Source organism: Moorena producens 3L (genome assembly GCF_000211815.1).
Lineage (GTDB): Bacteria > Cyanobacteriota > Cyanobacteriia > Cyanobacteriales > Coleofasciculaceae > Moorena > Moorena producens.
In genome coordinates this window covers 56,169-78,489 of the sequence record NZ_GL890954.1, presented here as the reverse complement: position 1 = coordinate 78,489, position 22,321 = coordinate 56,169, and the positions used below count along the sequence as shown (strand labels likewise).

Genomic DNA, 22,321 nt, shown 5'->3' with positions numbered 1-22,321 from the left:
GCCAACCTCAAGAAATCGAGAGTTCCTAGTCAGGTGGTTGCTAAGCACGATTCAGCCGTGTTTAGCGTTAACCCGATCAAAATCAGGCATCTAGCCTCCTATTATATCAAGTCCACCAAAAAAAAGCTAGGGGTTTCTTGAGTGATTGCCACATCTTTGAGTCCGGCTGAGTGCGGTTGGGAAACGGTTAGCTTTGCTTCTACCCTTTACCTTTGCCCGATCCTCGATTTGCTTCTTGAACAAATTCCCAATAAATGGCAACCGGAACTCCGGCTGGGATTACAAGAAGCGTTAGTGAATGCAGCAAAGCACGGTAATAATTTAGACCCAAGTAAGACCGTAGAGGTTCAATTTTCAGTAGTCAATGGTGAATATTGGTGGGTAATTTCAGATGAAGGGTCTGGTTTTACCCATGGTGATGACCAAGAGAGTCCCGAGGTTAGCCTACCCTGCGATGAATCAGAAAGCGGTAGAGGCATGAGCCTGCTTCACCAAATTTTCGATAAAGTCCTGTGGAACAACCAGGGAACAGAAATTAGGCTTTGTAAACAAGTGAAGCATCCCTCTAAGCGCCCTCTATTTTCCTAAGCCCCTATTTCCCTAAGGGTGGCGTTTCCCATGAGTTGGACAAGGGGGAGCTGAAATAGAGCGGTCTAGCCATCCAGAGGCTTGGCGCAATCGTTCAAGGGCTTCTTCTGGATGATCATTGAGCAGAAATACCAAAGCAGCAGCAGCCTGCTCACTGGCTCGGGCGGAGCGATTAGACTTGAGGCGATGCCAATCATTGGGTCTGATCGCCAAACGTTCTGCTAAGGCTTGAGCCAATTCCAGAGTGCTAGGTTCCATCTTAGCATCAGTTTTGGTGAATTGGATGGATTCAGGCATTGTTTTTTGAGTGCTGAGTGGGGGAGTGTGTCAGTGCTTACCAACTCCCAACTATTTTAACCTAGGATTTAAGATTGTTATATGCCTCCAGAATCGTTTCATTCATCTTACCGTGATTCACGAAAAAATAGACAGGATCAACAAGATGTGAATGAGTTTGAAGAGGAATTGGCAGAAATAGAGCGATCGCTTAATACTCTCAAGACACGTTATACTCAGGTGCAGCGGGATCAGCGACAGCAAGCTCAACTCCAGGAGCGTCGAGAGCAAGTTAGGAAAGACTTGCGCAAGACTAAACGTAATAATACTAAAACTAATAATACTAATAGTAATCGACAAGCCCTAAAGGCTGAGTTAAGGCAAATTCAGGAACAACTGGAAGTCCTGGAGCTGAATTTAGAGAGTCAGTTGTTTTCTTGGCACAGTCTACAGGAACCGTTTTGGCATGGGGTGCGGTTTGGGGGATTGGGGTTGGTGATTGGTTGGATACTTAAGTCTTGTGTTAGTTAGTTAGTTGTTGACGGTTGTTCTTGTGTGCCTAAAGCCTAATTCCTAATCCTCGAATCGAATAATCCAATAACTCTATCGGATGCATTAAGGTAATGTCTTTTCCTTGCAGCCGCAAATGCTTCTTGATCTGTAACGAACACCCTGGATTTGGGGAAGCAATCAACTCTGCGCCAGTATTTAATAAATTATTAACCTTCTGCTGTCCCAGCTCATCGGCTACTTCCGGTTGCAGCATGTTGTAAACTCCAGCACTACCGCAACACAAGGCGGCATCCATCGGTTCCTTTAAGGTCACTCCTGGAATTTGCCGCAATAACTGTCTCGGTTGTACACTAATTTTCTGTCCATGTAATAGGTGACAAGCATCCTGATAGACAATAGTTAATGGCTCATCCCTAAGCGGTGAAAGGGTTGCAGTTAGTCCTACACTAGCTATAAACTCCTGGGCATCCCTGACCTTACCTGCAAATTCTTGAGCTTTTTGAGCATACTCGGGGTCATCTTCCAGGATGTGACCATACTCCTTCAAGGTATGACCACAGCCAGCAGCATTAATAATGATGGCATCAACTTCTGTGCCCTCAAAGCTATCAATCATCTGTCGTGCTAAGGCTTGAGCTTGCTCTGTTTGTCCTTGGTGTTCTGGCAAAGCGGCACAACAGCCCTGAGTTTTGGGAATCACCACTTCACAGCCATTGGCGGTTAACACCCGCACCGTTGCTTGATTCACTGAGGAGAAAAACAACCGTTGCACACAGCCAAGTATTACTCCTACCCGGTAACGCTTCTTGCCCACAGGGGGAATGACATCGGGTAAATTATCCCGAAAGGAATCTAGAGTAACCTTTGGTAGCATTGACTCCATGGCTGCTAAGCGAGGAGATAGCAGTTTGAGCCAATTCGTAGAGCGCACTAGTTTCTGCACGCCCAAGGTCTGGTACAGATACAAAGGAAACAATAATGAACGCAATCGCCCCGGATAGGGAAACAAGCTAAAGATTAGCTGTCTAAACAGCAAATCTGGAAAACTACGAGGCTGATTTCGCTGAACTTGATGACGAGTGGCAGAGATTAGCTTATCGTACTCAACCCCAGACGGACAAGTTGTCACACAAGCTAAACATCCCAAACAAGAATCGAAATGTTGTGTGCTCCCTTCGGCCAAGGGGGCTTCCCCTTGACTAATTGCATTCATTAAATAGATCCGACCCCGAGGGGAATCCATCTCTTTCCCAAGCACCCGGTAACTTGGACAGGTGGAAAGACAAAAGCCACAATGAACGCAGGCATCAATCAATTCTTGCTTGGGCGGTTTTTGAGCATCAAAACCCTTTTGCTTATTCGTTGTTAGTTCTTGGATATTGGTCATTGTTTAAAGGTTGGAAGGTTGAAGGTTGAAGGTTGAAGGTTGAAGGTTGGAATGTTGAAGGTTGGAAGGTTGAAGGTTGAAGGTTGGAATGTTGAAGGTTGAAGGTTGGAAGGTTGAAGGTTGAAGCTTTAAGGTTGAATGGTAATTGGTTAAAGGCTAATTGGTAATTGATGATTGATATAGCGTTTATGATAGTTATATGATACTTTCAAGTTTTTTACCCCGACTCCCGACTCCCGACTCCCGACTCCCGACTCCCGACTCCCGACTCCCGACTCCCGACTCCCGACTCCCGACTCCCGACTCCCGACTCCCGTTCCCCTCCTGGGAGGGGTTAGGGGTGGGTTCCGACTCCCGACTCCCTAAAACCCATAAATCAAATTCCTCCAACAAATCGACCAGGACTTAAAACATTTTCTGGGTCAAATTTTTGTTTAATACCACGCATTACGTCTAACCCATTGCCTTGATATCCCCAAATATCTAACTCTTGCTTCAAGGTTATAGGAGCTTCTAATACTGTTAAAAATCCTTGTTCAGATTCACAATAACTGCGCATAGTTTTAATCATTTCCGAACTAACTGCTTCGGAATCAAACCACACTTTACCCAATCCACTTCTAACATGAATTACTCCCAATCCTCCCAAGCTTTCTAGGGTGTTGAATGTTTTAGCAGCAGCAGTTGGTAATACTCCTATTTTGCAGACAATTGTTGAGGATTGTCGCGATTTCCCGATTGAGTTTGCCAATGATTCCCATAGACTCGTGTCATCCCCGTTACTATAAAAACTATTCCGTAACCCTAACTGTTCCGCAACTGACTGTATTCGAGCACATTGCTCTTTAACACTGTCTGCTACACTTTGGAACCTTACCATTAATCCCATATCCTGACCAATCCCTAATTCTGTGACTAACTTAGGGGATAATAAATCTAGTGCTGTGGGAGTCAAGGCTGAGGCTAATACTGTTTTTATAGCTGAGGCAATTCCATCCATTTCACCTGTCAACACAATAGTTTCTGCTGCTTCTGGTAATGGATATAGCCGAAAGGTTGCCTGAGTGATAATTCCGAGGGTGCCATAGGAGCCAGTAAATAGCTTCATCAAATCATATCCAGCGACATTCTTTACCACTCGACCCCCGGCTTTAGCGATTTGTCCATCACTGCGGACAAAGGAAATCCCGAGCAACATATCCCGAACCCCTCCATAGCGTTGACTTAGGGAGCCGCTGTCTGCGGTAGCAATAATACCTCCAATGGTCGCTTCTTGAGGATAAGCTGGATCTAATCCTAGAAATTGACCGGTTTTTGCTAAAATAGCTTGTAAGTCAGCTAATTTAACTCCAGCTTCTACGGTAACTGTCAAGTCTCCTACGGCGTGGTCAATGATTTGGTTGAGGTGCTTGGTACTTACTACCACATCAACGTCTTTACCGATACCTCCCCAGCCTAATTTACTGCCGTTACCACAGGGGAGGAGATGATAATGTTGCGAATGAGCTAGAGCGATGACTTGGGCTAGTTGCTCGGATGTGCTAGGGTAAACGATACTATCGGGAAGGGTGTCGGGAGCAATGGCTGGTTTGATGCGCTCTTGCCAGCTTGGGTCTAGGTTTCCCCAGGTGTAGATATTGGAATTTCCGACAATTGGTTCGAGGGTTGAAGCGATCGCATTCATACAAGTTGAGGGGGTTTGTTGATCAGATTGTGGGATAATCCATATAGTAATCGTAATGGATTGGTGAACAAAAACAGATCCTGATCGTCTTTCCTATCAGCCCATAACTGTGTGTTAGAGCTATAAACAGTACAGCGAACCTTTATTGAGAGAAAGCGGAAATGTCTGTCAATTATGCTGATTCCTATTGGCAATATCTCGAAAGTGCTGGTCTGAATCTGGATTCAGAGGCTTTATCTACTGTAGAGACCAGTATTGAAGGTACCTCTTGGGAGAATCCGACTTCTGCTATAGAATTGAACAACTGTGCTGTAATAGCATTAATTGAAGCTGAGCAATGTGAAAACTCATCCCTACGTGCCATGTATCTTGAGATGGCTTTTGATGCTTTGAGTCAGGGAATTGAGTTGTCTGATCATCCCCTGTGTGCTGCTCATTTAGCTCTAGTTTTCGCCATGACTGGAGAAATGGAGCAGGGGATACAAACAGCATTTCCGACGTTAATTAATACCCTACATCCTGCTGATATTAATGAGCAATCCATTCCTCTAGGACTAGTTTATCTACCTCCTGGAAATGACTTTACAGATAATCGGTATGAGCAATTGGCTCACATTCTAGATGCTGAGGATGGCTACGCTCAATCAATTTTTTTGTTAAGTGAGGTTTTATGTCGCTCACAATTGGTGTTTTATAATGCTACGGGATTAAGATTTCTCCATCTTGCTGTTCAACTCTTCTCCGATTCCCCTTCTATTCATTTAAAGTTGGGAATTGCCAACCTGATCAATAGTCAATGGGAAGGATTATTTAATTTACACCAGGCTAAAAATTTGGCTCCCTATTCGGCTAGGATTATACAATCCCTATACCTCGCTTATCGAGATTTAGGACAGATAGACTTAGCTAAGTATTGGCGAGATATGGGGCTAGCTAGGGCTGGCGAGATTAGGGACGAATATTCGGATTTAATCGGGTTTGAATGGACTGAATTGGAGCTTGAAAGTCCATTTACTTATGTAACCTTTGAAGAGCAGTTACTATTAGCGGTTGAGCCAAGTCTCCGGAGTTTGGTGACAAGTGTGTTAATTGCTCAAGGAGACTGGTTTGAAAAAGAAATGGAGTTTTGGCGCAACTGGCTCCAACCTGGGATGACTGTAATTGATGTTGGTGCTAATGTGGGAGTCTACACTTTTAGTGCTGCTTTACGAGTAGGATCAGAAGGCTGTGTGCTAGCGGTTGAACCGTTTTCTGGTTGTGTTCGTTGTTTAGAAGAAACCTGTACTATTAATCAGTTAGAGTGGGTGAAAGTTTGTGCAGGAGCAGCTAGCGATCGCAATGGTACTGCTCAACTGGCTCTTCATGGTGCTAGCGAACTTAATGAAATTGTTTCTAGTGATGAAGAAGCAACGGTCAAACCAGGTAATTTTGAGGAGGTTTCCTGCTTTACTCTGGATAGTTTGATTGAGCAAGAAGCTATTAGCAAGGTTGATTTGTTAAAAATTGATGCAGAAGGTCATGAACTGCAAGTTTTAACAGGCAGCAACAGAATTTTAACGGAATTTACCCCAACGATACTATACGAAAATATTGCAGGGAGTCGGGGTAGTAACCTAGCTGTTGCTGATTTTCTCAGAGATAGAGACTATCAACTATTTCAATATCAGCCTTACCTAGGGCATCTAATTCCGATAAATTCTAGGGAGGATTTACAAGGAAGACTGAATATTATTGCGTTGCCTGAAAATATAGCAAGGGAAGAATAGTTGAGGATATAGTATTTTGGTTTAAAGGGAACAGGGAACGGAGAACAGGGAACAGTGATAATATTTGACTATTTCAGTACTTCAATTCATTGTTATCACTGTCTTGATGCAGTCGCTCATGGGGGAAACCACGGCAGTCGCTCATGGGGGAGACCCCCAAGACCGCGCTGCCTCCCCAAGACCGCGCTGCATCGCTTCCGTTATTAATTTTTTGGTACTGGTGGAATATGTTAAAAAAAAGTAGTTAAATAAAACAACAAGCAACAGGAAACAGGCAAAGATTGATTTGATAAACTTTTAAAGAACAAACTAGACTGATTGCCTGTGTAGTCGTTAACTAACTTGTCATTCCCTCAAAAGTGAACTGCTGACAGCGTTGCAAAAATCCCAGGGGAACCTCAAGACAACTACCCCAATGGAGATGAACATAGGAAGCATGGAGCTGATACAGTTGCCAACCTTCCACTCCAACCTTTCTCTGGTGATATCCCCGTAACTCAAACAAGGGATTGGAGGGCATGACTGTCAAGTGGGAGCGATGAAATTCATGTCCCCAAACCGTTGCTCCGGCAGGTAACAATGGTCCATCTACCAAAGCAGTTGCCTGTCGATATCCTAAAGTAAGGGATTTTCCCATCACCGTAACCGTGGGTAATACCCCTACCATTGACCAAGATTTCCCGTCAAAATCTGTAATCTGCTCCCCTAAATACATCAATCCGCCACACTCAGCATAAGTGGGCATTCCTGACTCAATAGCTGTTCTTACTGACTCTCGCGCACTAGTATTTGCAGCGAGTTGCTGAGCAAAAACTTCTGGAAAACCACCACCAAAGTACATCCCTTGTAAATCAGGAGGTAAAGTAGTATCGGTGAGGGGACTCCAATACACTAACTCTGCTCCTAGCTGTTCCAAACTATCGAGATTGTCTTGGTAATAGAAACTAAAAGCGCGATCGCATGCTACAGCAATTCGGATTAGGGCAGGTTGCTGGTTAGTAGAGGTTACAGGTTGCTGGTTAGTAGAGGTTACAGGTTGCGGGTTATTTGGTTGCAGGTTAGTAGAGGTTACAGGTTGCAGGTTATTAGAGGTTACAGGTTGCAGGTTATTTGGTTGCAGGTTGTCTAGAGAACCTTGGCCAATAGGCCACGCTTTCGGCAAAGCCGTTCGCGTAGCGTGGCCAAAGGCCTCCGCTGCGCGAACGCGAACAACCTCTAACCGGCCAACATTCAACTCAGAGTTAAGCTCTAACCTGTTAACCTTCAACTCAGAAAAACCTTGGCCTATTGGCCACGCTTCGCGAACAACCTGTAACCTACTAACCTTCAACTCTGAGTCAAGATGCTCCCAATTAAAGCAACTCTGTCCTAGATCAGCAAGTCGGTTAATCAAAGCATCCAGTTGAGTAATTTCAGCAGTAGGTATCAAGCCCAAATGCCGATCGGGAATAGTTATATTATCCTGACGCTGTAGCTCTCCTAATACAGGAATGTGTAATGGTTCGAGAGCATCCTTGAGCAATTCCAAATGCCGTGAGCTTCCGACTCGATTCAATACTACTCCAGCTATGGTAATCCTGGGATCCAAGGATTGATAGCCATATGCGATCGCAGCCACGGAACGAGATAACCGAGAGCAATCCAACACTAATAACACTGGTACGTCTAACAACCGTGCTACATGAGCTGTGCTGGCAAAATCATCTTTTCCTGATGCTCCATCAAATAACCCCATCACCCCTTCAATCAGGGCATAATCTACTCCCTGGCAATGGCGATAAAAGCACTCTTTAACATAATCTTCACAGGTTAATACTGGGTCTAAATTCCGACAAGGACGTCCAGTAACCCGCTGATGAAACATGGGGTCAATGTAATCCGGACCGACTTTAAAGGATTGAATTTTATAGTTACACTTGGATAAATACGATAATAGGGCGAGCGTAACTGTTGTTTTGCCCACCCCACTACGTTCACCAGCGATGATTAAAGCCATTGAATAGTTGAAGGTTTAAGGTTTTAAGGTTAAAGTTTATGATCTCAAAATTGAACGTGCAACTTGTTAACCTTCAACGCTTTTGTGAAACCTTCAACTTGTTACCGTCAAATTCAAAATTTCCTTGGTCACTGCCATACTTTCTTCGTATAGCATCTCCCTACCCCAGCGTTGTAATTGCTGAGAGAGCAAAAACTCTGTCTTCTGGTCAAACAAGGGCGATACCTGCTGAATGCGGCAAGACTGAGCCCCACCACCAGCTTCCATCCGCATACAACCTGTGGTTTGTGAACACAACACAGTGCAGCAATCAGCTTGCAGGTTGGTCGAACCCAAGCGCAGGCTAATCAAATCACCTGCCACATCTCCGACATCAGCTACGGGGATAGCTGCCAATTCTGCTTCTACAGGTTGCTGGTTGGGTCTGATAAATTTAACACGCCGCAGGTCGTAATCCCCACCTTCTTTGAGATCAGACGTGGGAAGCCATTCTAAGCGAGACGCTAACCAACTGAGAAACATCAGTGCTTGAGCCTCATTCCCTTTTTCGTAATCAATGGTAACTTGATCAACTTCGTAGATTGCCCCACGACGTTCTGGTGGATCAAATGCTTCTGCGGTTAACTCTTGCCATGCTGCCAACCGTGCCCAATTTAGGTCAGCCACTGGTGTGCCCTGATTGATCAGCTCACACATTTGTGATAACTGTTCCTCTGGATTGGTAAAGCTACTTGAGTCAACAATGACGGTATTACTTAGCCCTGCTAACCGTTGGAACAACCCATGCTCAGGATCAGGAGTTCCCTTCCACCAGAGGAATTTCGGCAGTTCTGCTAACATCAATTCCGAAATGACACCGCTAATCCGTTCCAAAGCAGCAGCGGTGCCAGTTAGAGTGATGTATTCACAACATATTAATGTACTCTGGCTTTGCTTTTGAATGGGGCAAGAGGCAGATACCTGAGCCTTAACCCCTTCATCTTCCCCGGCAATAGGACAAAGGGCAATAATGCGACAGGGGTTAGAGGCTGCGATCGCATCGGCAATTCCAAATCCTTCTAAATCACCGGAATACTGTAGATTCTTCTGTCTCTGTCCCTTCTGGAGAGATTCATTGTATTCCTCCCGTAGTTTTGCCTTAGTCGCCTCATCTGCTTTACCAGTTCTTGCCAATCCGTAGGCTTTCTGTGCTGCCTTGAGAGCAGCGACCATGCGTGGACCTAGGATACCATCGATTGGACCAGAATAATATCCCAGTGCTGCTAATAGCTGCTGGGTTTCTTCGGGTTCATAAACCACTAAACTAAAGGTGGTTGCCCTGATCGCACTGGGAGAGTCACCGTTTTCACCATAGCTTTGCCAAATTTGACGCAGTTCCGCTTCAATTTCACCCAAGGAAACATCTTTGGGAGGTTGTATCGAAAGCACCGGAGGAGATTGTGTAGCCATAGCAATTCACTTGTTTTTTGTCAATAGTCATTACTTACTAGTCATTAGTCAGTAGTCACTAGTCAATAGTCACTACTGACTAACTAACTTAAAGTCTGCGCCAGCGACGTCCATCTCGATTAATTAGGTGTTCGGCTTCCTTCGGTTCCCAAGTTCCTGCTTCATACTGAGGTATGGATGCTGGATCAGCCGGACCATCCCAAGCTGCCAAGGCTGGTGTCACTACCCGCCAGGCTTCTTCCACTTCATCAGCACGGGTAAACAAGGTTTGATCCCCTAACATACAGTCAAGTAACAGCCGATTATAGGCATCAGCGGTTGCCACGCCAAAGGAAGAACCGTAGCTAAAGTCCATATCTACAGTGCGGGTGCGCAAATCTGGTCCTGGCCGTTTTGCCTCAAAACGCAGAGAAATTCCCTCATTGGGCTGCAAGCGCAGGGTTAAGACATTCGGGCTAGTCTGCTGAGCCGCAGATTTAAAAATCATTAAGGGAACTTTACGAAACTGAATTGAGATCTCACTGACTTTCTTCGGCAGTCGTTTACCCGTGCGGAGGTAAAAGGGCACTCCTTGCCAGCGCCAGTTATCAATCAGTAGCTTGAGGGCGACGTAGGTGGGGGTAGTGGAATTGGGGTCAACCCCTTTCTCTTCGCGATACCCAGGCACTTGTTTGCCTTTCATCCAACCTGCTGAATACTGACCCCGCACTGCTGAATTTTCTAGATTATGAATATCTGCCAGGTGAGTAGCTTGAATCACCTTGACCTTTTCAGTACGGATACTGTCAGCGTCCAGAGCATTGGGAGCTTCCATGGCCGTTAGGCAAAATAGCTGCATCAAATGGTTCTGCACCATATCCCGCAGTGCGCCGGATTTGTCGTAGTAACCTGCCCGTTCTTCTACCCCTACCGATTCGGCTACGGTAATCTGGATATGGTCAACAAACTGGCGATTCCACAGGGGCTCAAAGATAGCATTACCAAAGCGGAACACTAACAGATTCTGAACAGTTTCTTTACCCAGATAGTGGTCAATGCGATAAATTTGCTCTTCCTTGCAAACTTTTTGTACCACCCGGTTGAGAGATTGAGCTGAACTTAAATCCTTCCCGAAGGGTTTTTCAATTACCAAGCGCTGCTTTACTGGGTCAGTCAGCATTCCCGCTGCCCCCAATTGCTGGATGGCTTCTGTAAAGAATCTGGGAGCTACGGCTAAATAAAATACCCGGTTTCCCCGTGTTCCCCGTCTACCATCGAGTTCTGCCAAGAAAGCTTTCAGCTTCTGGTAACTTTCCGGTTTATCCATGTCACCGGAACAGTAGAACAGGCCATCGGCAAAGTCTTGCCACAACTCCTCCGATTGAATCCCGTCGGAAAATTCTTCGATTCCCTCCCGCATTTGTTCCCGGAAGTAGTCATGAGTCCAATCTCGACGGGCAACACCAACGATGGTAATTTCTGGTGGTAGCCGTCGTTCTCGTTTAAGCTGGTAAAGTGCTGGTACAAGCTTGCGTTTAGTCAAATCTCCGGACGCGCCATAAATCACCATAATCAATGGTTCTGGCGTGCGCTCCTGTTGCAAGCCCACTCTTAAGGGATTTTCTAACAGAGTAACCATCTTTGCCTATTGAAGGTGATCAGGGTCAAGGGTAAAGCTTAAAGGTTATTTTTGCCCAGGGGTCTGGTTTAGGGTAGGTTGAAGGTTGAACGCGACGCGCGTGCCTATTGGCCAAGGTTAAGACTTTACATTAGCTTTCTATCGAAGCCATTTTGTCACCCGACAACCTTCAACCTAAATTAACTGGAAACCTTAAACGTCTTCTATTACACCGTAGCCAATAGTTTGACTTTGCTTTCTAAAGATGATATTAAGGAATCAAAGGGCTTAACAAATTTAACGATCCCTTCATCAAGCAATTCATCCATAACTTGGCTGAGATTGATATTGACATCAGGATCGTTTAGAGAGTTGATGGTTTGGTAAGCTTCTTCAACACCTGTCTCAATCCGACTTTCTGGGGAACAGTGATCGGCACAAGCTTCGATAGTATTGGGAGGCAGGGTGTTGACAGTATTCGGTCCAATGAGTTCATCGACGTACATCACATCGCTGTAGGCAGGGTTTTTGGTGCTGGTGCTTGCCCACAATAACCGTTGTACCTGTGCCCCTTTTGCTGATAGAGCTTTCCAGCGATCGCTTTGGATAATTTCTTTGTACTTCTGGTAGGCAATTTTAGCATTAGCGATCGCAACTTTGCCTTCGATTCCCTTTAGCTTCGCTGTCAAATTCGGGTCATCGCTCGCCGCACTTTTTTCCTCCAATTTTGCATCCACTTTGCTATCAATGCGGCTGAGGAAGAAACTAGCTACAGAAGCAATCTTGCTAATATCTTTCCCTTCTGCCGCTCGTTTTTCCAAACCCCGGATATAAGCCCAGAATGTCTCAACGTAGCTTTCTACAGAGAAGAGCAAGGTGACATTAACGTTGATGCCTTCACTGATAGCTTGCTCTACTGCGGGTAACCCTTCTGGGGTACCGGGAATCTTAATCATCACGTTTTCCCTACCAATAGCTTGGTAATAGCGTTGGGCTTCGGAAATCGTGCTTTGAGTATCTTTAGCGATAGTGGGTGGGACTTCAATGCTGACGTAACCATCTAACCCATTGGTTTCGTCGTAGACAGGTTTGAAGATATCACAAGCATTAGAAATGTCTTCAAATACCAGGGATTCGTAAATTTCCATCACCGACTTCTCGGCACGAATACCGGCTTCGATATCGGTATCGTAGATGGCATTGCCTGCGATCGCTTTTTCAAAAATTGCTGGGTTTGAAGTGATCCCACAAATTCCCCGGGTTTGAATTAGTTCTTTGAGTTCTCCAGACTCAATCAGCGTGCGGCTCAGATTATCCATCCAGATACTCTGACCATAATTTTTTTCAATCTGAAAAATCGGATTCTCGGCTGTCGTTGTCATTGCTTAGCTCCTTACTTGTTATTTGTCAAGGGTTTACAGTTATTTGGTTGTTCGCCTTTGGCATTCCCTTAGGGTAGGTTGGTTGGTTGGTTGAAGGTTGGTTGGTTGAAGGTTGGTTGGTTGAAGGTTGGTTGGTTGAAGGTTGGTTGGTTGAAGGTTGGTTGGTTGAAGGTTGGTTGGTTGAAGGTTGGTTGGTTGAAGGTTGGTTGGTTGAAGGTTGGTTGGTTGAAGGTTGGTTGGTTGAAGGTTGGTTGGTTGAAGGTTGGTTGGTTGAAGGTTGGTTGGTTGAACGCGATCGCGTGGCCTTTTGGCCAAGGTTGTTCGCCTTGGGGTTCGGTGTAGGGTTAGTTGGTTGGTTGAAAGTTATTGGCTTGACTATTGGCTTGACGGTTGGTTGGAGTGGGGTAAAGCCTTTCTCAAAGAGTAGCCGTCGCCTTACCCCAAAGGATAAACCGAAGGGTAGGGAGGTTTTCAAAGCCACCTTCAACCGGTTAACCTTCAACCGCTTAACCTTCAACCGCTTAACCTTCAACCAGTTAACCTTCAACCGCTTAACCTTCAACCGCTTAACCTTCAACCAGTTAACCTTCAACCGCTTAACCTTCAACCAGTTAACCTTCAACCGGTTAACCCTGATCTACGTGCCCTGCCACTTCCAACTTTTCTTGCGCCTGCCTTGCTTTTTCCTCAATAAAGGACTTGACCAAAGCTACATCCTCTTTGCTGCCAATAATTAATGGAGTACGAGCATGGAGGGTTTTTGGCACAACGTCCAAAATGTTTTCAGTACCTGTACTGGCAGCGCCTCCGGCTTGTTCTATCAAAAAGGCTAGGGGAGAAGATTCGTATAGTAGACGCAACTTCCCTTCTGGTTTCTTAACAGTACCGGGATAAAGGAAGACACCACCCTGATGCAAGATGCGGTGAAAATCTCCCACTAATGCCCCACCATAGCGAGCAGTATAGCCTTCATGGCGATGGACATAGCGAATATAGTCCCTTATTGATTCTTCCCACTGCCAGAAGTTTCCTTCATTGGTGCTATACACTGGGCCATGTTCTGGCACCTTAATGTTTTCCTTCGACAGGATAAACTCTCCCAAACTTGGGTCGAGGGTGAAGACATGAACACCCGTACCGATGGAATACACCAGCATTGTGCTCGGACCATAGAGAACGTAGCCAGCAGCAATTTGCTTATGCCCGTTTTGCAGAAGATCACGGGCTTCCCCGTCTAGATCCTCTCCTTCTTGCTTACGAATCGAAAAAATCGAACCAACATTCAAGTTGGTGTCGATATTGGAGGAACCATCAATGGGGTCATATAGCAGAGTGTAACGTCCAATTGGGCAATTTTCCGGGATATAGTAGGGTTTTTCCATTTCCTCGGATGCCAAGCGACAGACGAGACCACTTTGCTTAAATACCGAGATGAAGACATCATTGGCATAGAGATCCATCCTTTTGACAGATTCACCCTGCACATTGACTTCACCCGTGAATCCTAACACCCCTTCCATCAAACCAGCTCGGCTCAAGCGTTGAGAAATTAGCTTGGCAGCTAGGGCTATGCGATTCATGAGGGCACTGAGGTCTTGTGCCTCCATGGAAAAACTTTGGAGTTGCTCGAAAACGTGACGGGATAACGTTTTACAATCCCGATCCAGGGCTCTTTCTTGAGTTCTAGGTTCAGCTACCTCTGCCATAATTTTTGTCCTCCCTAGGTCTTAGGGCACTTGGTTTGTCAGAGATGTTGGTGTTCGCGTAGCGTGGCCTATTGGCCATCGGAAGAGTACCGATTGGCCCAGTGCCTAGTCCTCTTCACTTTCTATCTTAGGAAGGCATTTTTAATGATGCTTAATAACTTTAGAAGAAATACAGAAATCAAATCTTCACACCATTTTTCTTGTCTAATAGCCTATACCTGAGGTCAAATTGATGTGAACATAGGCATTGCAACCTTAAACGGAGATTATGGGAGAAACTAAACGCATTGGCATTCTCACCAGTGGTGGAGATTGTGCTGGTCTCAATGCGGTGATTCGAGCTGTGACTCACCGAGCTGTGGCTACTTACAACTGGGAGGTGCTTGGCATCTGTCGGGCTACTCAGGGGTTGATGCAAAATCCTCCTCAAGCGATTAACCTAACTTTGGACAAGGTTGATCGCATCTTGACTATGGGTGGTACAATGCTTGGCACTACTAACAAAGGCGACCCCTTTGCTTTTCCGATGCCAGATGGTACGCTATGCGATCGCAGCGCTGATATTGCTGATGGCTATCACCAACTGGGTCTAGACGCTCTCATTGGTATTGGGGGCGATGGCAGTTTGGCGATTTTGCGCAAACTTGCCCAACAAGGGGGGATGAAATTGGTAGGTATACCCAAGACTATCGATAATGACGTTGCCATTACCGAACGCTCTATTGGGTTTGACACTGCCGTTAACATTGCCACCGAAGCTCTAGATCGCTTACACTTCACAGCGGCTAGCCATGACCGGGTGATGATTTTGGAAGTGATGGGGCGTGATGCTGGTCACATTGCTATCAGTGCTGGCATTGCAGGAGGGGCTGACGTTATTCTGATTCCAGAAATTCCTTATACCCTTAACAATGTCTGCCATAAAATTAAGCAACTTCAGGAGCAGGGGCGAAACTTCTGTTTAATCGTAGTTTCCGAGGCGGTTCGCACTGCAAGCGGTGAGGTGCTTCAGAGTAATGTGGGGTTTGGTGAATGTCGATTAGGTGGCATTGGCCAATATCTAGCCCAAGAGATTTGTAATTCGATTGGAGCGGAAACGCGAGTGACAGTTCTTGGACACACCCAGCGGGGTGCCACTCCTTCACCCCTTGATCGCTTAATTGCCTCAGCCTTTGGTGTGGCAGCAGTTGACTTAATCGCCAATGAACAATATGACCGGATGGTGACATGGCAATATCGCCAGGTGGTGAGTGTACCGATTGAGGAAACGATTAAGCATTATCAAGCTGTGAATCCTAACGGAACTTTGGTGAGAACCGCTAGAGGATTGGGTATTTGTCTAGGAGATTAGAGTGTATTTAAGATTATGAACGTTTTAAGTACATGAATCGTGTTGACTGTTGACTGGTACTGGTCAACGGTCAACGGTCAATGGTCAAATTCTGAACACTTAATCAGTCGTACCAATTAGATGTTCAACAGCTTATTACCAACTACCAGGAATTGCGCCGTTGAGTGTTACGATTATTATTTTCCCGAGGTCTGGCTTTATTGACCCTGATTCTACGTCCCATCCACTCAGCACCATCCAAGCTTTCTATAGCTGAGTCTTCTTGATCTGATTCTGTCATTTCCACAAAGGCAAACCCGCGCATTTTGCCGGTTTCACGGTCTGTGGGCATAACAACTCGTTTAACGGTGCCGTAGTCTCCAAAAACTGTTTTTAAGTCGTCTTCGGTGGCTTGATAGGACAGGTTTCCGACGTAAATGGTCATGTCGATCGATGAGGCAGAACATAGAACTAAAGTTCAGAGGCACAGAAGAACGGAGTACAACGTATTTTGGTTGCTCACGGTCATGTCTGAGGAACCAGTGGTAAATTTCGACAGTGGCCAACCACCCCAGGGGGGGGAAGCAAAATCAAAATTTTACCAAAGGAATCCACTGAACTTGTGAATACCGTTTCATGATAGCTCACTTACGGGATTATCAGTGGTTGTCTAGTTGACAGTATTTCATAATTCATCAAAAAAATGTATTGGGGTAGTGCTTAAGCACCAATTAGACCCCAAATAACCAGGCTAAATATAGTTGAATTAGCTCTTAATCAATGGAAATAGACTGCGGACCTTTATTTTTATCATTTTCGCTTGTGTTATGACCATCTTTGTATATCTCAGAGCCATTTTGAGCCTCTAACCAACTCTTGAGAGGATCATCTGAGAGATTCAGGCGGAACACTCCTGAAAAAAATCCGCCCAAAAAAGCGACAGGCTGCTGAGTAAATTCTTCAAAAATTGGTGTCAGTTCATTGAGGAACATCAGTTGATCTCCTGGTGCTGGTTGTGCTGCCAATAGTTGTATGAGTGATTAGATTAGACATCTCCAAAAATTAACCTCAAACCCTTGCACTGCCTGGGTCAAAACCGAGTGTCTGGAGATGTCTATTGGGATTCTAATTGGGATTCTAACGTTTATTGACACTCCCCATGCCTAGAAGGCAGGGGATTCTTGGCTCACAGACCCGTCTTGCGTGGGCCAGCCGGAACCAGGAAGAGTAGAGGACAGATCTCCCCAAGCGTTTTATTAGAGTCGATGTCCCCTATTAAGGGGAGCACCTCTCCTTCAAATCCGTACGTGAAGGTTTCCCCTCATACGGCTCCTGGATATCCTGGCCTTTCGGTCTGCTCCCATGGATGTATTGGTGACAACTTTGATGTACTGCCATCAAATTTTCAGGCTTCCAGTTGTCGTGATTTTCATCAATGTGGTGGAGATGAACTCTTTCTTCATCAATGAATTTTAATCCGCAATATCCGCAGGAATGGTTTGGCTTCTTCAAAGCTTTTGATGTAGCGTTATTGTAGAGTATGCTGTTACGCTTGCTCCAGTAGGTTAAGTCTCCGTCATAAGGGGACTTAATTCCTTTAACCATTGTGTGGCCGTTTTCTTCCCATGATACTTTTGGGAAGGCTTTTCCTAATAATCTTTTGGATTCGTACCGATTTATTGATTTCTGCTTTCGGAATTTCTTTTCGGCAGATTTCATCGGGAAGTATAAATTATTAGGTGGGTCTTCCATACAGCACCACTTATGGTAGTTTCTCCAACCTCTTACAATGGGTGCTAGTTTCTTTGCTTTGATTTCTGCTCCATAATTCGAGCTGTTGACTATGGATTTTATTTTTTCTAGGAATTTCTTGAGATTCTCCTTAGCGGGGTAGCTCTTGAATCTTCCGTCATACTGGACTCGGAAATACCAGCCCAGGAAGTTAAATCCATCTGTCGTTTTGGTTATCTTGGTCTTTTCTTCACTAATTTCCATCCCTCTTTCGGCGAGGAAGGCTTTGATTTTATTCAGTACCTTTTCGCTGTTATCTTTTGGCTTTAGGAAAATTACCATATCGTCTGCGTATCGGACGCTAGGATGAATCTCCTCTATTCCGTCAAGTGCTATGTTGGCTAGAAGTGGACTGACTACACCTCCCTGCGGTGTTCCTTGCTCAGGAAATTCCAGGTCAACTCCGGCCTTGAGGCAGCGGAATATCCCAGTCTTTAAACTTGCTGGTGCAATTAACTTATCCATGATGGATTTGTGGGAGATTTTGTCGAAGCACTTCTTGATGTCCAGTTCGATTACCCTCTTATTTATGCCGTTTTTGTTGGAACTCAGATTGTTGAATATCTGTTTCTGGGCGTCATGAGCACTTCTGCCTGTTCTGAATCCGTAACTCCGGGCATGGAACTTGGCTTCATGTGCTGGTTCGAGAGCAAATTTTGCTAGACATTGCCATGCTCTATCAGCTATAGTCGGTACTTTCAACATTCTTGTACCCCCGTTTTTCTTGGGTATTGGGATTTCCCGTAACCCTTGGTGCGTCCAATTTTCCGCACTGGATACTAGTCTTTCAAGTAATTCAAACCGTTCGCTGTATTTTAGGGCAGTTTTTCCGTCGATACCGGCGGTCTTCTTGCCCTGATTGAGCTGTGTCACTTGACGGATGGCCAATAACTGTGCCGAACGGGATTTCAGAATCAGCTTCTGTATAGACCTTGCTTTCCTCAAGTCACCAGCTTGAACCGCTTTATACACTCGTCTTTGTAGGCGGAAGAGATTCTTCCGGAGTTGCTTCCAGTTTTGTCCTTTCCACAGTTCACTATAAGATTGTTTTCTCATGTGTCTAACTATGCTCTTCTTAGAGTTTGTGTATTCTGGATACCCGCGCCCAGTTTTGAGCGCATCTTACCCGACAGTGGGGATTAAGTTTGGCATAACTTACCGAGGTTACGACCTATCCTCAGACCCATATTTTTGCTGTCGTTTTTATTCGTTCCATCCAACAGATTATTCTGGTGATTTAGGGCAATCCAATTTGCCTATCCTCTTCTCGGAGTTTATAGTTATCCCTACCAGAACACTATGAGAATGAGAGGATGAAGTCCACATTGTATTTTGTTCAGATTGTGGCTTCCGGATTAGACATTTTTCTAGGATTTGTTTACCCGTGTCACCTCCCCGTTAGCGGCAGTGTGGCTAATCTGTTTCACCTCTGATTCCGCCCTGGTGCCAGCTTCACTCTGCGAGGTTGCCGCCTGCTCGGTGTGGCCAGATAGGGAGTCACTTGTCTCCTCAAGGATGGGGTTTTCACCCATATCCGTTAGATAGTTAGGATTTTTGAGGTTTTAACCCTCGCGAATCCCCCAACCCATACCCTTTCAGTTTCTGAAAGCTCCTGGTTGGAACGAACCGCACGATAAGTTCCCGTGTGCCCCACGGTACCCAAGGCTCTGCTTAGGATATTTTTAGCAGCATTGTGTTCGCGAAGCGGTTCCGAAGGAACATCACGATCCAGCCGACACCCGCATTTACAGGCATGGGTTCTAGTCGATAAAGATTTCTTGACCACTTCACCACAGCTGGAACAATTTTGGCTTGTGTAGGCTGGATTAACTGCGACAGTTATCCGACCAAACTTTTGGCCGAAATACTCTAACCACTCTCGAAATTGGTACCAACCTGCATCGTTAATAGACTTAGCTAAACAGTGGTTTTTAACCAGGTTTTTAACTCTTAAATCTTGCCTTCGGCACGCTGCGCGAACGTAGGCGACCAGGTCGTTAGACCGGATTACGCAGCGCGCCGGAGACGAAACCTTAGATAGTGGAGCCTTTATGGGTGTTCGGCTTTGCATAAAAGGGTTAAATCTTTTGTAATAAGGCTCCACTATCTTACGGTAACTTCTAACCAGTCTCTTGGCGTGCTCTTCACGTTGTCTACTTATTTTAAGGTGTGTCCTACCTAGTCTATTAATTGCTTTTTTACGGTTAGCAGAGCCTTTCTTTTTTCGAGAAACTCGACGTTGATAAAATATAGCGCGCTTTTCACCTTTTTTGTAAAACCTGGGATTAGGTTCAGAGTATCCGTCAGAGTCGGTATAAAATTCCTTCAAGCCTAGGTCCAATCCAACAGTAAAGCCAGTGGCTTCTAATTGTTCTGAATTGTCTACTTTGACGCAAAAATGGACATAGTAACCATCGGCTTTTTGGACAATCCGAACTCGCTTGATTAATTTTTGTTCGAATCTCCACAAGTCCCATGTACCCTTGAGCTTGACTTTTCCGATCCCCTTCTTGTCGGTGAATTTTATGGACTTATTATCTGGGGATAACTTCCATCCAGATTGCTTATACTCGACTGACCTAGAATGTTTCTTGAAACGAGGATAACCCTTCTTTCCAGGAATTTTCTTTTTGCAGTTATCGAAGAAACGTTTGATAGCACGTTCTACGTTCTCAACAGAGGCTTGGCAAGCATGACTATTGAGGTCTTTAACAAATTCAAACTCTTCCCTTAGTTGAGTGTTGTATCGATAGAGTTCTTTCTTCCCTGTTCCACGATTGTCCATCCAATACCGAAGTACCTTGTTACGGACAAAACGAGCCGTTCTAATGGCTTCATTTATTGCCAACTTTTGAGGCTCTTTAAGGACAGCCTTGAATTCCATAACCAACACTTAAAATCACCTCCTTGGTATTGATGCATTGCTTTCTATTATAGTCGATATCTTAGGACGAAAATTTTCGGGCAGTTAGGGAATAAATTCCTGTTCGGGCTAACCCCATGGTTTGAAGTTACCGTAAGGAGAGTGGAGCCTTGTCTTGATGCAGTCGCTCATGGGGGAAACCCCCAAGACCGCGCTGCATCGCTAATCAATAAGTTTTAACCTTTTTATGCATAGCCTGCCAACCATAAAGGCTCCACTCTCCTAAGGTTTCGTCTCCGGGATAGAATCCAGGGGCTTGCGCCCTCAGGGTCTTTGGTCAGCCAACTTGGGGCTTGCTTCCATCCTGAGCTTGAAACTACCCTACATTTAGGTGCGACCCGTGGCGAATTTAATAATTAGATGCGGAAAGCTCACCTTTCCGCTATTTTATGGGCTATGTCTAAAAAAAAATGCCTATTGCTGTTTGGCGATCGCCCCTAGCTCGCGCAATCCATCACAATCGCAGCCTACCTTATGCTCGTTACTTTCAACTGGCAACCGTTGACCCCAAGGGCTATCCTGCTAACCGCACCGTAGTTTTTCGGGGTTTTTTGGACAACTCCAACCAACTCAAAGTTATTACCGATACCCGTAGCCAGAAAATTCACGACATTAATCATCATCCCTGGGGAGAAGTTTGTTGGTACTTTCCCAACACTCGCGAACAATTTCGTTTAGCAGGCCAGTTGACCCTGATCACTGCTGATTATCCTGACGAAGGACTTCAACAAGTCCGCCAGCAGACTTGGCAAAATCTTTCCGATGCAGCTCGCTTACAATTTGCGTGGCCTGACCCTGGTGTTGCTAGAGTACCAGATAAACAAGCCTTTTCCCCACCACCACCTGCCCTAGATCAGCCTTTGCCAAATTTTTGCCTATTATTGCTCGAACCAGTCAAGGTTGATCACCTAAGGTTGCAGGGTTTCCCCCAAAACCGATGGCTTTACTACCAAGACAGTTCTGGGGAGTGGTTTCAAAAAGCTGTTAATCCTTAGCTTCGGGGTCACACCAAAATGGGTGTGGTTAAAATATTCTATTGTGTTACTAATCCGATTCCCTGTCTAGAGCCAACAGGAACGACAGGTAAAACCTTCAACCTTTAACCTGCTAACATTTGACAACTAGCTCAAATCCCATAACTATCTAAACACTGCCGAATTTCTTTATCCTGGAGATCACAACATGGGGCTTTAGCCCCCTTCTCTGGAGCATCTGGTGTTGAAGAGTGATCAGACATCATTGATGCCATTGAAGATCTTTGCTGAGTTAACTCTTGTAGCTGTTGTTCGAGAGACTCAATCCGGTCTACTAACGCTCGAATTACTTTGGCTTCTGAGTCAGGCAAGCTACCATGTTCAAGGGGATTGACTCGTACACCGGAACGATAGACAATCCGACCTGGTATACCGACCACAGTACAATCGGAAGGAACATCTCGCAAGACCACTGACCCAGCACCAATGCGGACATTATTACCAATTTGGATATTCCCTAGCACCTTAGCACCAGCTCCCACTACCGCATTTTCTCCTAGAGTAGGGTGGCGCTTCCCACTTTCCTTTCCTGTACCGCCGAGGGTAACACCTTGATAGATTAGACAGTAGTCTCCCACAATGGCGGTTTCTCCAATCACCACACCCATACCGTGGTCGATAAACACACCATGACCAATTTTGGCACCCGGATGAATTTCAATACCTGTAACAAATCGGGATAACTGACTGAGCAGTCGAGGAATGAATGGAATCCCAATCCCATGTAACCAGTGACAGCAGCGATGGAACAGCAGAGCCTGTAAGCCGGGGTAGCAGAACAAAACCTCAAGCCAGTTCCGAGCAGCTGGGTCACGCTCAAAGATAATACGGAAGTCAGCAATCAGGGCAGATAGCACTAGGGGTCACCATAATTAACGCTTGAACAAATTACTAACTAG

General features: G+C 45.4%; 21 protein-coding genes. 6 read left to right on the top strand and 15 right to left on the bottom strand.

All coding sequences use genetic code 11. The annotated features are described in order from the left end of the window. Nucleotides 1-141: 141 nt before the first annotated feature. Complete coding sequence (locus tag LYNGBM3L_RS24495) at nt 142-588, top strand: ATP-binding protein (RefSeq protein WP_008188003.1); 447 nt, start codon at nt 142-144, stop codon at nt 586-588. A 12-nt stretch (nt 589-600) separates the two neighbouring features. Here LYNGBM3L_RS24495 and LYNGBM3L_RS24490 read toward each other — a convergent pair whose 3' ends face one another. Further along, a complete protein-coding gene (locus LYNGBM3L_RS24490) occupies nt 601-885 on the bottom strand; it encodes a DUF6439 family protein (RefSeq protein ID WP_008188002.1) in 285 nt (94 codons plus the stop codon). Nucleotides 886-966: 81 nt separating this feature from the next. Between LYNGBM3L_RS24490 and LYNGBM3L_RS24485 the strand changes: the two genes are divergently transcribed. Beyond that, a complete protein-coding gene (locus LYNGBM3L_RS24485) occupies nt 967-1,395 on the top strand; it encodes a sll0565 family protein (RefSeq protein ID WP_008188001.1) in 429 nt (142 codons plus the stop codon). A 28-nt stretch (nt 1,396-1,423) separates the two neighbouring features. Here the strand turns inward: LYNGBM3L_RS24485 and LYNGBM3L_RS24480 are convergent, their stop codons facing one another. Beyond that, nucleotides 1,424-2,764: a (Fe-S)-binding protein gene (locus LYNGBM3L_RS24480; RefSeq protein ID WP_008188000.1), complete on the bottom strand. Its 1,341-nt coding sequence runs from the start codon at nt 2,762-2,764 to the stop codon at nt 1,424-1,426. A 199-nt stretch (nt 2,765-2,963) separates the two neighbouring features. On the opposite strand from LYNGBM3L_RS24480, the gene LYNGBM3L_RS41670 reads away from it, so the two are divergent. Continuing rightward, nucleotides 2,964-3,173 carry a hypothetical protein gene (locus LYNGBM3L_RS41670; RefSeq protein WP_131827186.1) on the top strand — a complete coding sequence of 70 codons (210 nt, stop codon included), beginning with the start codon at nt 2,964-2,966 and terminating at the stop codon, nt 3,171-3,173. Here the strand turns inward: LYNGBM3L_RS41670 and LYNGBM3L_RS24475 are convergent. Beyond that, the gene (locus LYNGBM3L_RS24475; protein ID WP_008187999.1) at nt 3,141-4,448 is read right to left on the bottom strand and encodes an FAD-binding oxidoreductase; all 1,308 of its coding nucleotides are present in this window, start codon (nt 4,446-4,448) and stop codon (nt 3,141-3,143) included. The two genes, LYNGBM3L_RS41670 and LYNGBM3L_RS24475, sit on opposite strands and share 33 nt — an antisense overlap. A 161-nt stretch (nt 4,449-4,609) precedes the next feature. On the opposite strand from LYNGBM3L_RS24475, the gene LYNGBM3L_RS24470 reads away from it, so the two are divergent. Further along, on the top strand, nt 4,610-6,214 hold the full coding sequence (locus LYNGBM3L_RS24470) for an FkbM family methyltransferase (protein ID WP_008187998.1): 1,605 nt from the start codon (nt 4,610-4,612) through the stop codon (nt 6,212-6,214). A gap of 337 nt (nt 6,215-6,551) precedes the next feature. On the opposite strand, the gene LYNGBM3L_RS24465 is transcribed toward LYNGBM3L_RS24470, so the two are convergent. The 6 genes from LYNGBM3L_RS24465 to fbp all read right to left on the bottom strand — a co-directional run bounded on the left by LYNGBM3L_RS24465 (nt 6,552) and on the right by fbp (nt 14,344). After that, nucleotides 6,552-8,210, bottom strand: coding sequence for a cobyrinic acid a,c-diamide synthase CobB (locus LYNGBM3L_RS24465; protein ID WP_008187996.1), 1,659 nt, complete (start codon nt 8,208-8,210; stop codon nt 6,552-6,554). A 93-nt stretch (nt 8,211-8,303) separates the two neighbouring features. Further along, nucleotides 8,304-9,659 (bottom strand): glucose-6-phosphate dehydrogenase assembly protein OpcA, encoded by a 1,356-nt coding sequence (gene opcA, locus LYNGBM3L_RS24460; RefSeq protein WP_008187995.1) that lies wholly within the window; start codon nt 9,657-9,659, stop codon nt 8,304-8,306. 88 nt (nt 9,660-9,747) lie between these two features. Further along, nucleotides 9,748-11,277: a glucose-6-phosphate dehydrogenase gene (gene zwf / locus LYNGBM3L_RS24455; RefSeq protein WP_008187994.1), complete on the bottom strand. Its 1,530-nt coding sequence runs from the start codon at nt 11,275-11,277 to the stop codon at nt 9,748-9,750. A 206-nt stretch (nt 11,278-11,483) separates the two neighbouring features. Continuing rightward, on the bottom strand, nt 11,484-12,638 hold the full coding sequence (gene tal / locus LYNGBM3L_RS24450; RefSeq protein WP_008187993.1) for a transaldolase: 1,155 nt from the start codon (nt 12,636-12,638) through the stop codon (nt 11,484-11,486). Between the two features lie 25 nt (nt 12,639-12,663). After that, a complete protein-coding gene (locus tag LYNGBM3L_RS48930) occupies nt 12,664-13,260 on the bottom strand; it encodes a hypothetical protein (RefSeq protein ID WP_008187992.1) in 597 nt (198 codons plus the stop codon). Nucleotides 13,261-13,264: 4 nt separating this feature from the next. Continuing rightward, nucleotides 13,265-14,344, bottom strand: a complete 1,080-nt coding sequence (gene fbp, locus LYNGBM3L_RS24440) for a class 1 fructose-bisphosphatase (RefSeq protein WP_008187991.1) — start codon at nt 14,342-14,344, stop codon at nt 13,265-13,267. Between the two features lie 268 nt (nt 14,345-14,612). Between fbp and LYNGBM3L_RS24435 the strand changes: the two genes are divergently transcribed. Beyond that, nucleotides 14,613-15,695, top strand: a complete 1,083-nt coding sequence (locus tag LYNGBM3L_RS24435; RefSeq protein WP_008187990.1) for an ATP-dependent 6-phosphofructokinase — start codon at nt 14,613-14,615, stop codon at nt 15,693-15,695. Between the two features lie 142 nt (nt 15,696-15,837). Here LYNGBM3L_RS24435 and rbp read toward each other — a convergent pair whose 3' ends face one another. The 5 genes from rbp to LYNGBM3L_RS24410 all read right to left on the bottom strand — a co-directional run bounded on the left by rbp (nt 15,838) and on the right by LYNGBM3L_RS24410 (nt 20,349). Beyond that, entirely contained in the window at nt 15,838-16,119 is a 282-nt protein-coding gene (rbp, locus tag LYNGBM3L_RS24430) for an RNA-binding regulator (RefSeq protein ID WP_008187989.1), read from the bottom strand. A gap of 328 nt (nt 16,120-16,447) precedes the next feature. Beyond that, nucleotides 16,448-16,666, bottom strand: coding sequence for a ssl0294 family protein (locus LYNGBM3L_RS24420; protein ID WP_044494637.1), 219 nt, complete (start codon nt 16,664-16,666; stop codon nt 16,448-16,450). A 283-nt stretch (nt 16,667-16,949) separates the two neighbouring features. Then, on the bottom strand, nt 16,950-18,521 hold the full coding sequence (locus LYNGBM3L_RS24415; RefSeq protein ID WP_044494610.1) for a reverse transcriptase domain-containing protein: 1,572 nt from the start codon (nt 18,519-18,521) through the stop codon (nt 16,950-16,952). A gap of 311 nt (nt 18,522-18,832) precedes the next feature. Then, on the bottom strand, nt 18,833-18,997 hold the full coding sequence (locus LYNGBM3L_RS44250) for a hypothetical protein (RefSeq protein ID WP_008187986.1): 165 nt from the start codon (nt 18,995-18,997) through the stop codon (nt 18,833-18,835). A gap of 5 nt (nt 18,998-19,002) precedes the next feature. Further along, the gene (locus LYNGBM3L_RS24410) at nt 19,003-20,349 is read right to left on the bottom strand and encodes an RNA-guided endonuclease InsQ/TnpB family protein (protein WP_008187985.1); all 1,347 of its coding nucleotides are present in this window, start codon (nt 20,347-20,349) and stop codon (nt 19,003-19,005) included. A gap of 449 nt (nt 20,350-20,798) precedes the next feature. Here LYNGBM3L_RS24410 and LYNGBM3L_RS24405 point away from each other — a divergent pair, with 449 nt between their 5' ends. Then, nucleotides 20,799-21,383 (top strand): Npun_F5749 family FMN-dependent PPOX-type flavoprotein, encoded by a 585-nt coding sequence (locus tag LYNGBM3L_RS24405; protein ID WP_008187984.1) that lies wholly within the window; start codon nt 20,799-20,801, stop codon nt 21,381-21,383. Between the two features lie 131 nt (nt 21,384-21,514). On the opposite strand, the gene cysE is transcribed toward LYNGBM3L_RS24405, so the two are convergent. Further along, nucleotides 21,515-22,279 (bottom strand): serine O-acetyltransferase, encoded by a 765-nt coding sequence (cysE, locus tag LYNGBM3L_RS24400; RefSeq protein WP_008187983.1) that lies wholly within the window; start codon nt 22,277-22,279, stop codon nt 21,515-21,517. Nucleotides 22,280-22,321: the final 42 nt, after the last annotated feature.

Coding starts and splice junctions, on each gene's coding strand:
- LYNGBM3L_RS24405 (WP_008187984.1), top strand. CDS start 20,799: ATGCCTATTGCTGTTTGGCGATCGCCCCTAGCTCGCGCAATCCATCAC.
- LYNGBM3L_RS24420 (WP_044494637.1), bottom strand. CDS start 16,666: ATGTTCCTCAATGAACTGACACCAATTTTTGAAGAATTTACTCAGCAG.
- LYNGBM3L_RS24490 (WP_008188002.1), bottom strand. CDS start 885: ATGCCTGAATCCATCCAATTCACCAAAACTGATGCTAAGATGGAACCT.
- LYNGBM3L_RS24465 (WP_008187996.1), bottom strand. CDS start 8,210: ATGGCTTTAATCATCGCTGGTGAACGTAGTGGGGTGGGCAAAACAACA.
- zwf (WP_008187994.1), bottom strand. CDS start 11,277: ATGGTTACTCTGTTAGAAAATCCCTTAAGAGTGGGCTTGCAACAGGAG.
- opcA (WP_008187995.1), bottom strand. CDS start 9,659: ATGGCTACACAATCTCCTCCGGTGCTTTCGATACAACCTCCCAAAGAT.
- LYNGBM3L_RS24415 (WP_044494610.1), bottom strand. CDS start 18,521: ATGAGAAAACAATCTTATAGTGAACTGTGGAAAGGACAAAACTGGAAG.
- LYNGBM3L_RS24475 (WP_008187999.1), bottom strand. CDS start 4,448: ATGAATGCGATCGCTTCAACCCTCGAACCAATTGTCGGAAATTCCAAT.
- LYNGBM3L_RS24480 (WP_008188000.1), bottom strand. CDS start 2,764: ATGACCAATATCCAAGAACTAACAACGAATAAGCAAAAGGGTTTTGAT.
- LYNGBM3L_RS24435 (WP_008187990.1), top strand. CDS start 14,613: ATGGGAGAAACTAAACGCATTGGCATTCTCACCAGTGGTGGAGATTGT.
- LYNGBM3L_RS41670 (WP_131827186.1), top strand. CDS start 2,964: ATGATACTTTCAAGTTTTTTACCCCGACTCCCGACTCCCGACTCCCGA.
- tal (WP_008187993.1), bottom strand. CDS start 12,638: ATGACAACGACAGCCGAGAATCCGATTTTTCAGATTGAAAAAAATTAT.
- rbp (WP_008187989.1), bottom strand. CDS start 16,119: ATGACCATTTACGTCGGAAACCTGTCCTATCAAGCCACCGAAGACGAC.
- LYNGBM3L_RS24470 (WP_008187998.1), top strand. CDS start 4,610: ATGTCTGTCAATTATGCTGATTCCTATTGGCAATATCTCGAAAGTGCT.
- LYNGBM3L_RS24485 (WP_008188001.1), top strand. CDS start 967: ATGCCTCCAGAATCGTTTCATTCATCTTACCGTGATTCACGAAAAAAT.
- fbp (WP_008187991.1), bottom strand. CDS start 14,344: ATGGCAGAGGTAGCTGAACCTAGAACTCAAGAAAGAGCCCTGGATCGG.
- LYNGBM3L_RS44250 (WP_008187986.1), bottom strand. CDS start 18,997: ATGGGTGAAAACCCCATCCTTGAGGAGACAAGTGACTCCCTATCTGGC.
- LYNGBM3L_RS24410 (WP_008187985.1), bottom strand. CDS start 20,349: ATGGAATTCAAGGCTGTCCTTAAAGAGCCTCAAAAGTTGGCAATAAAT.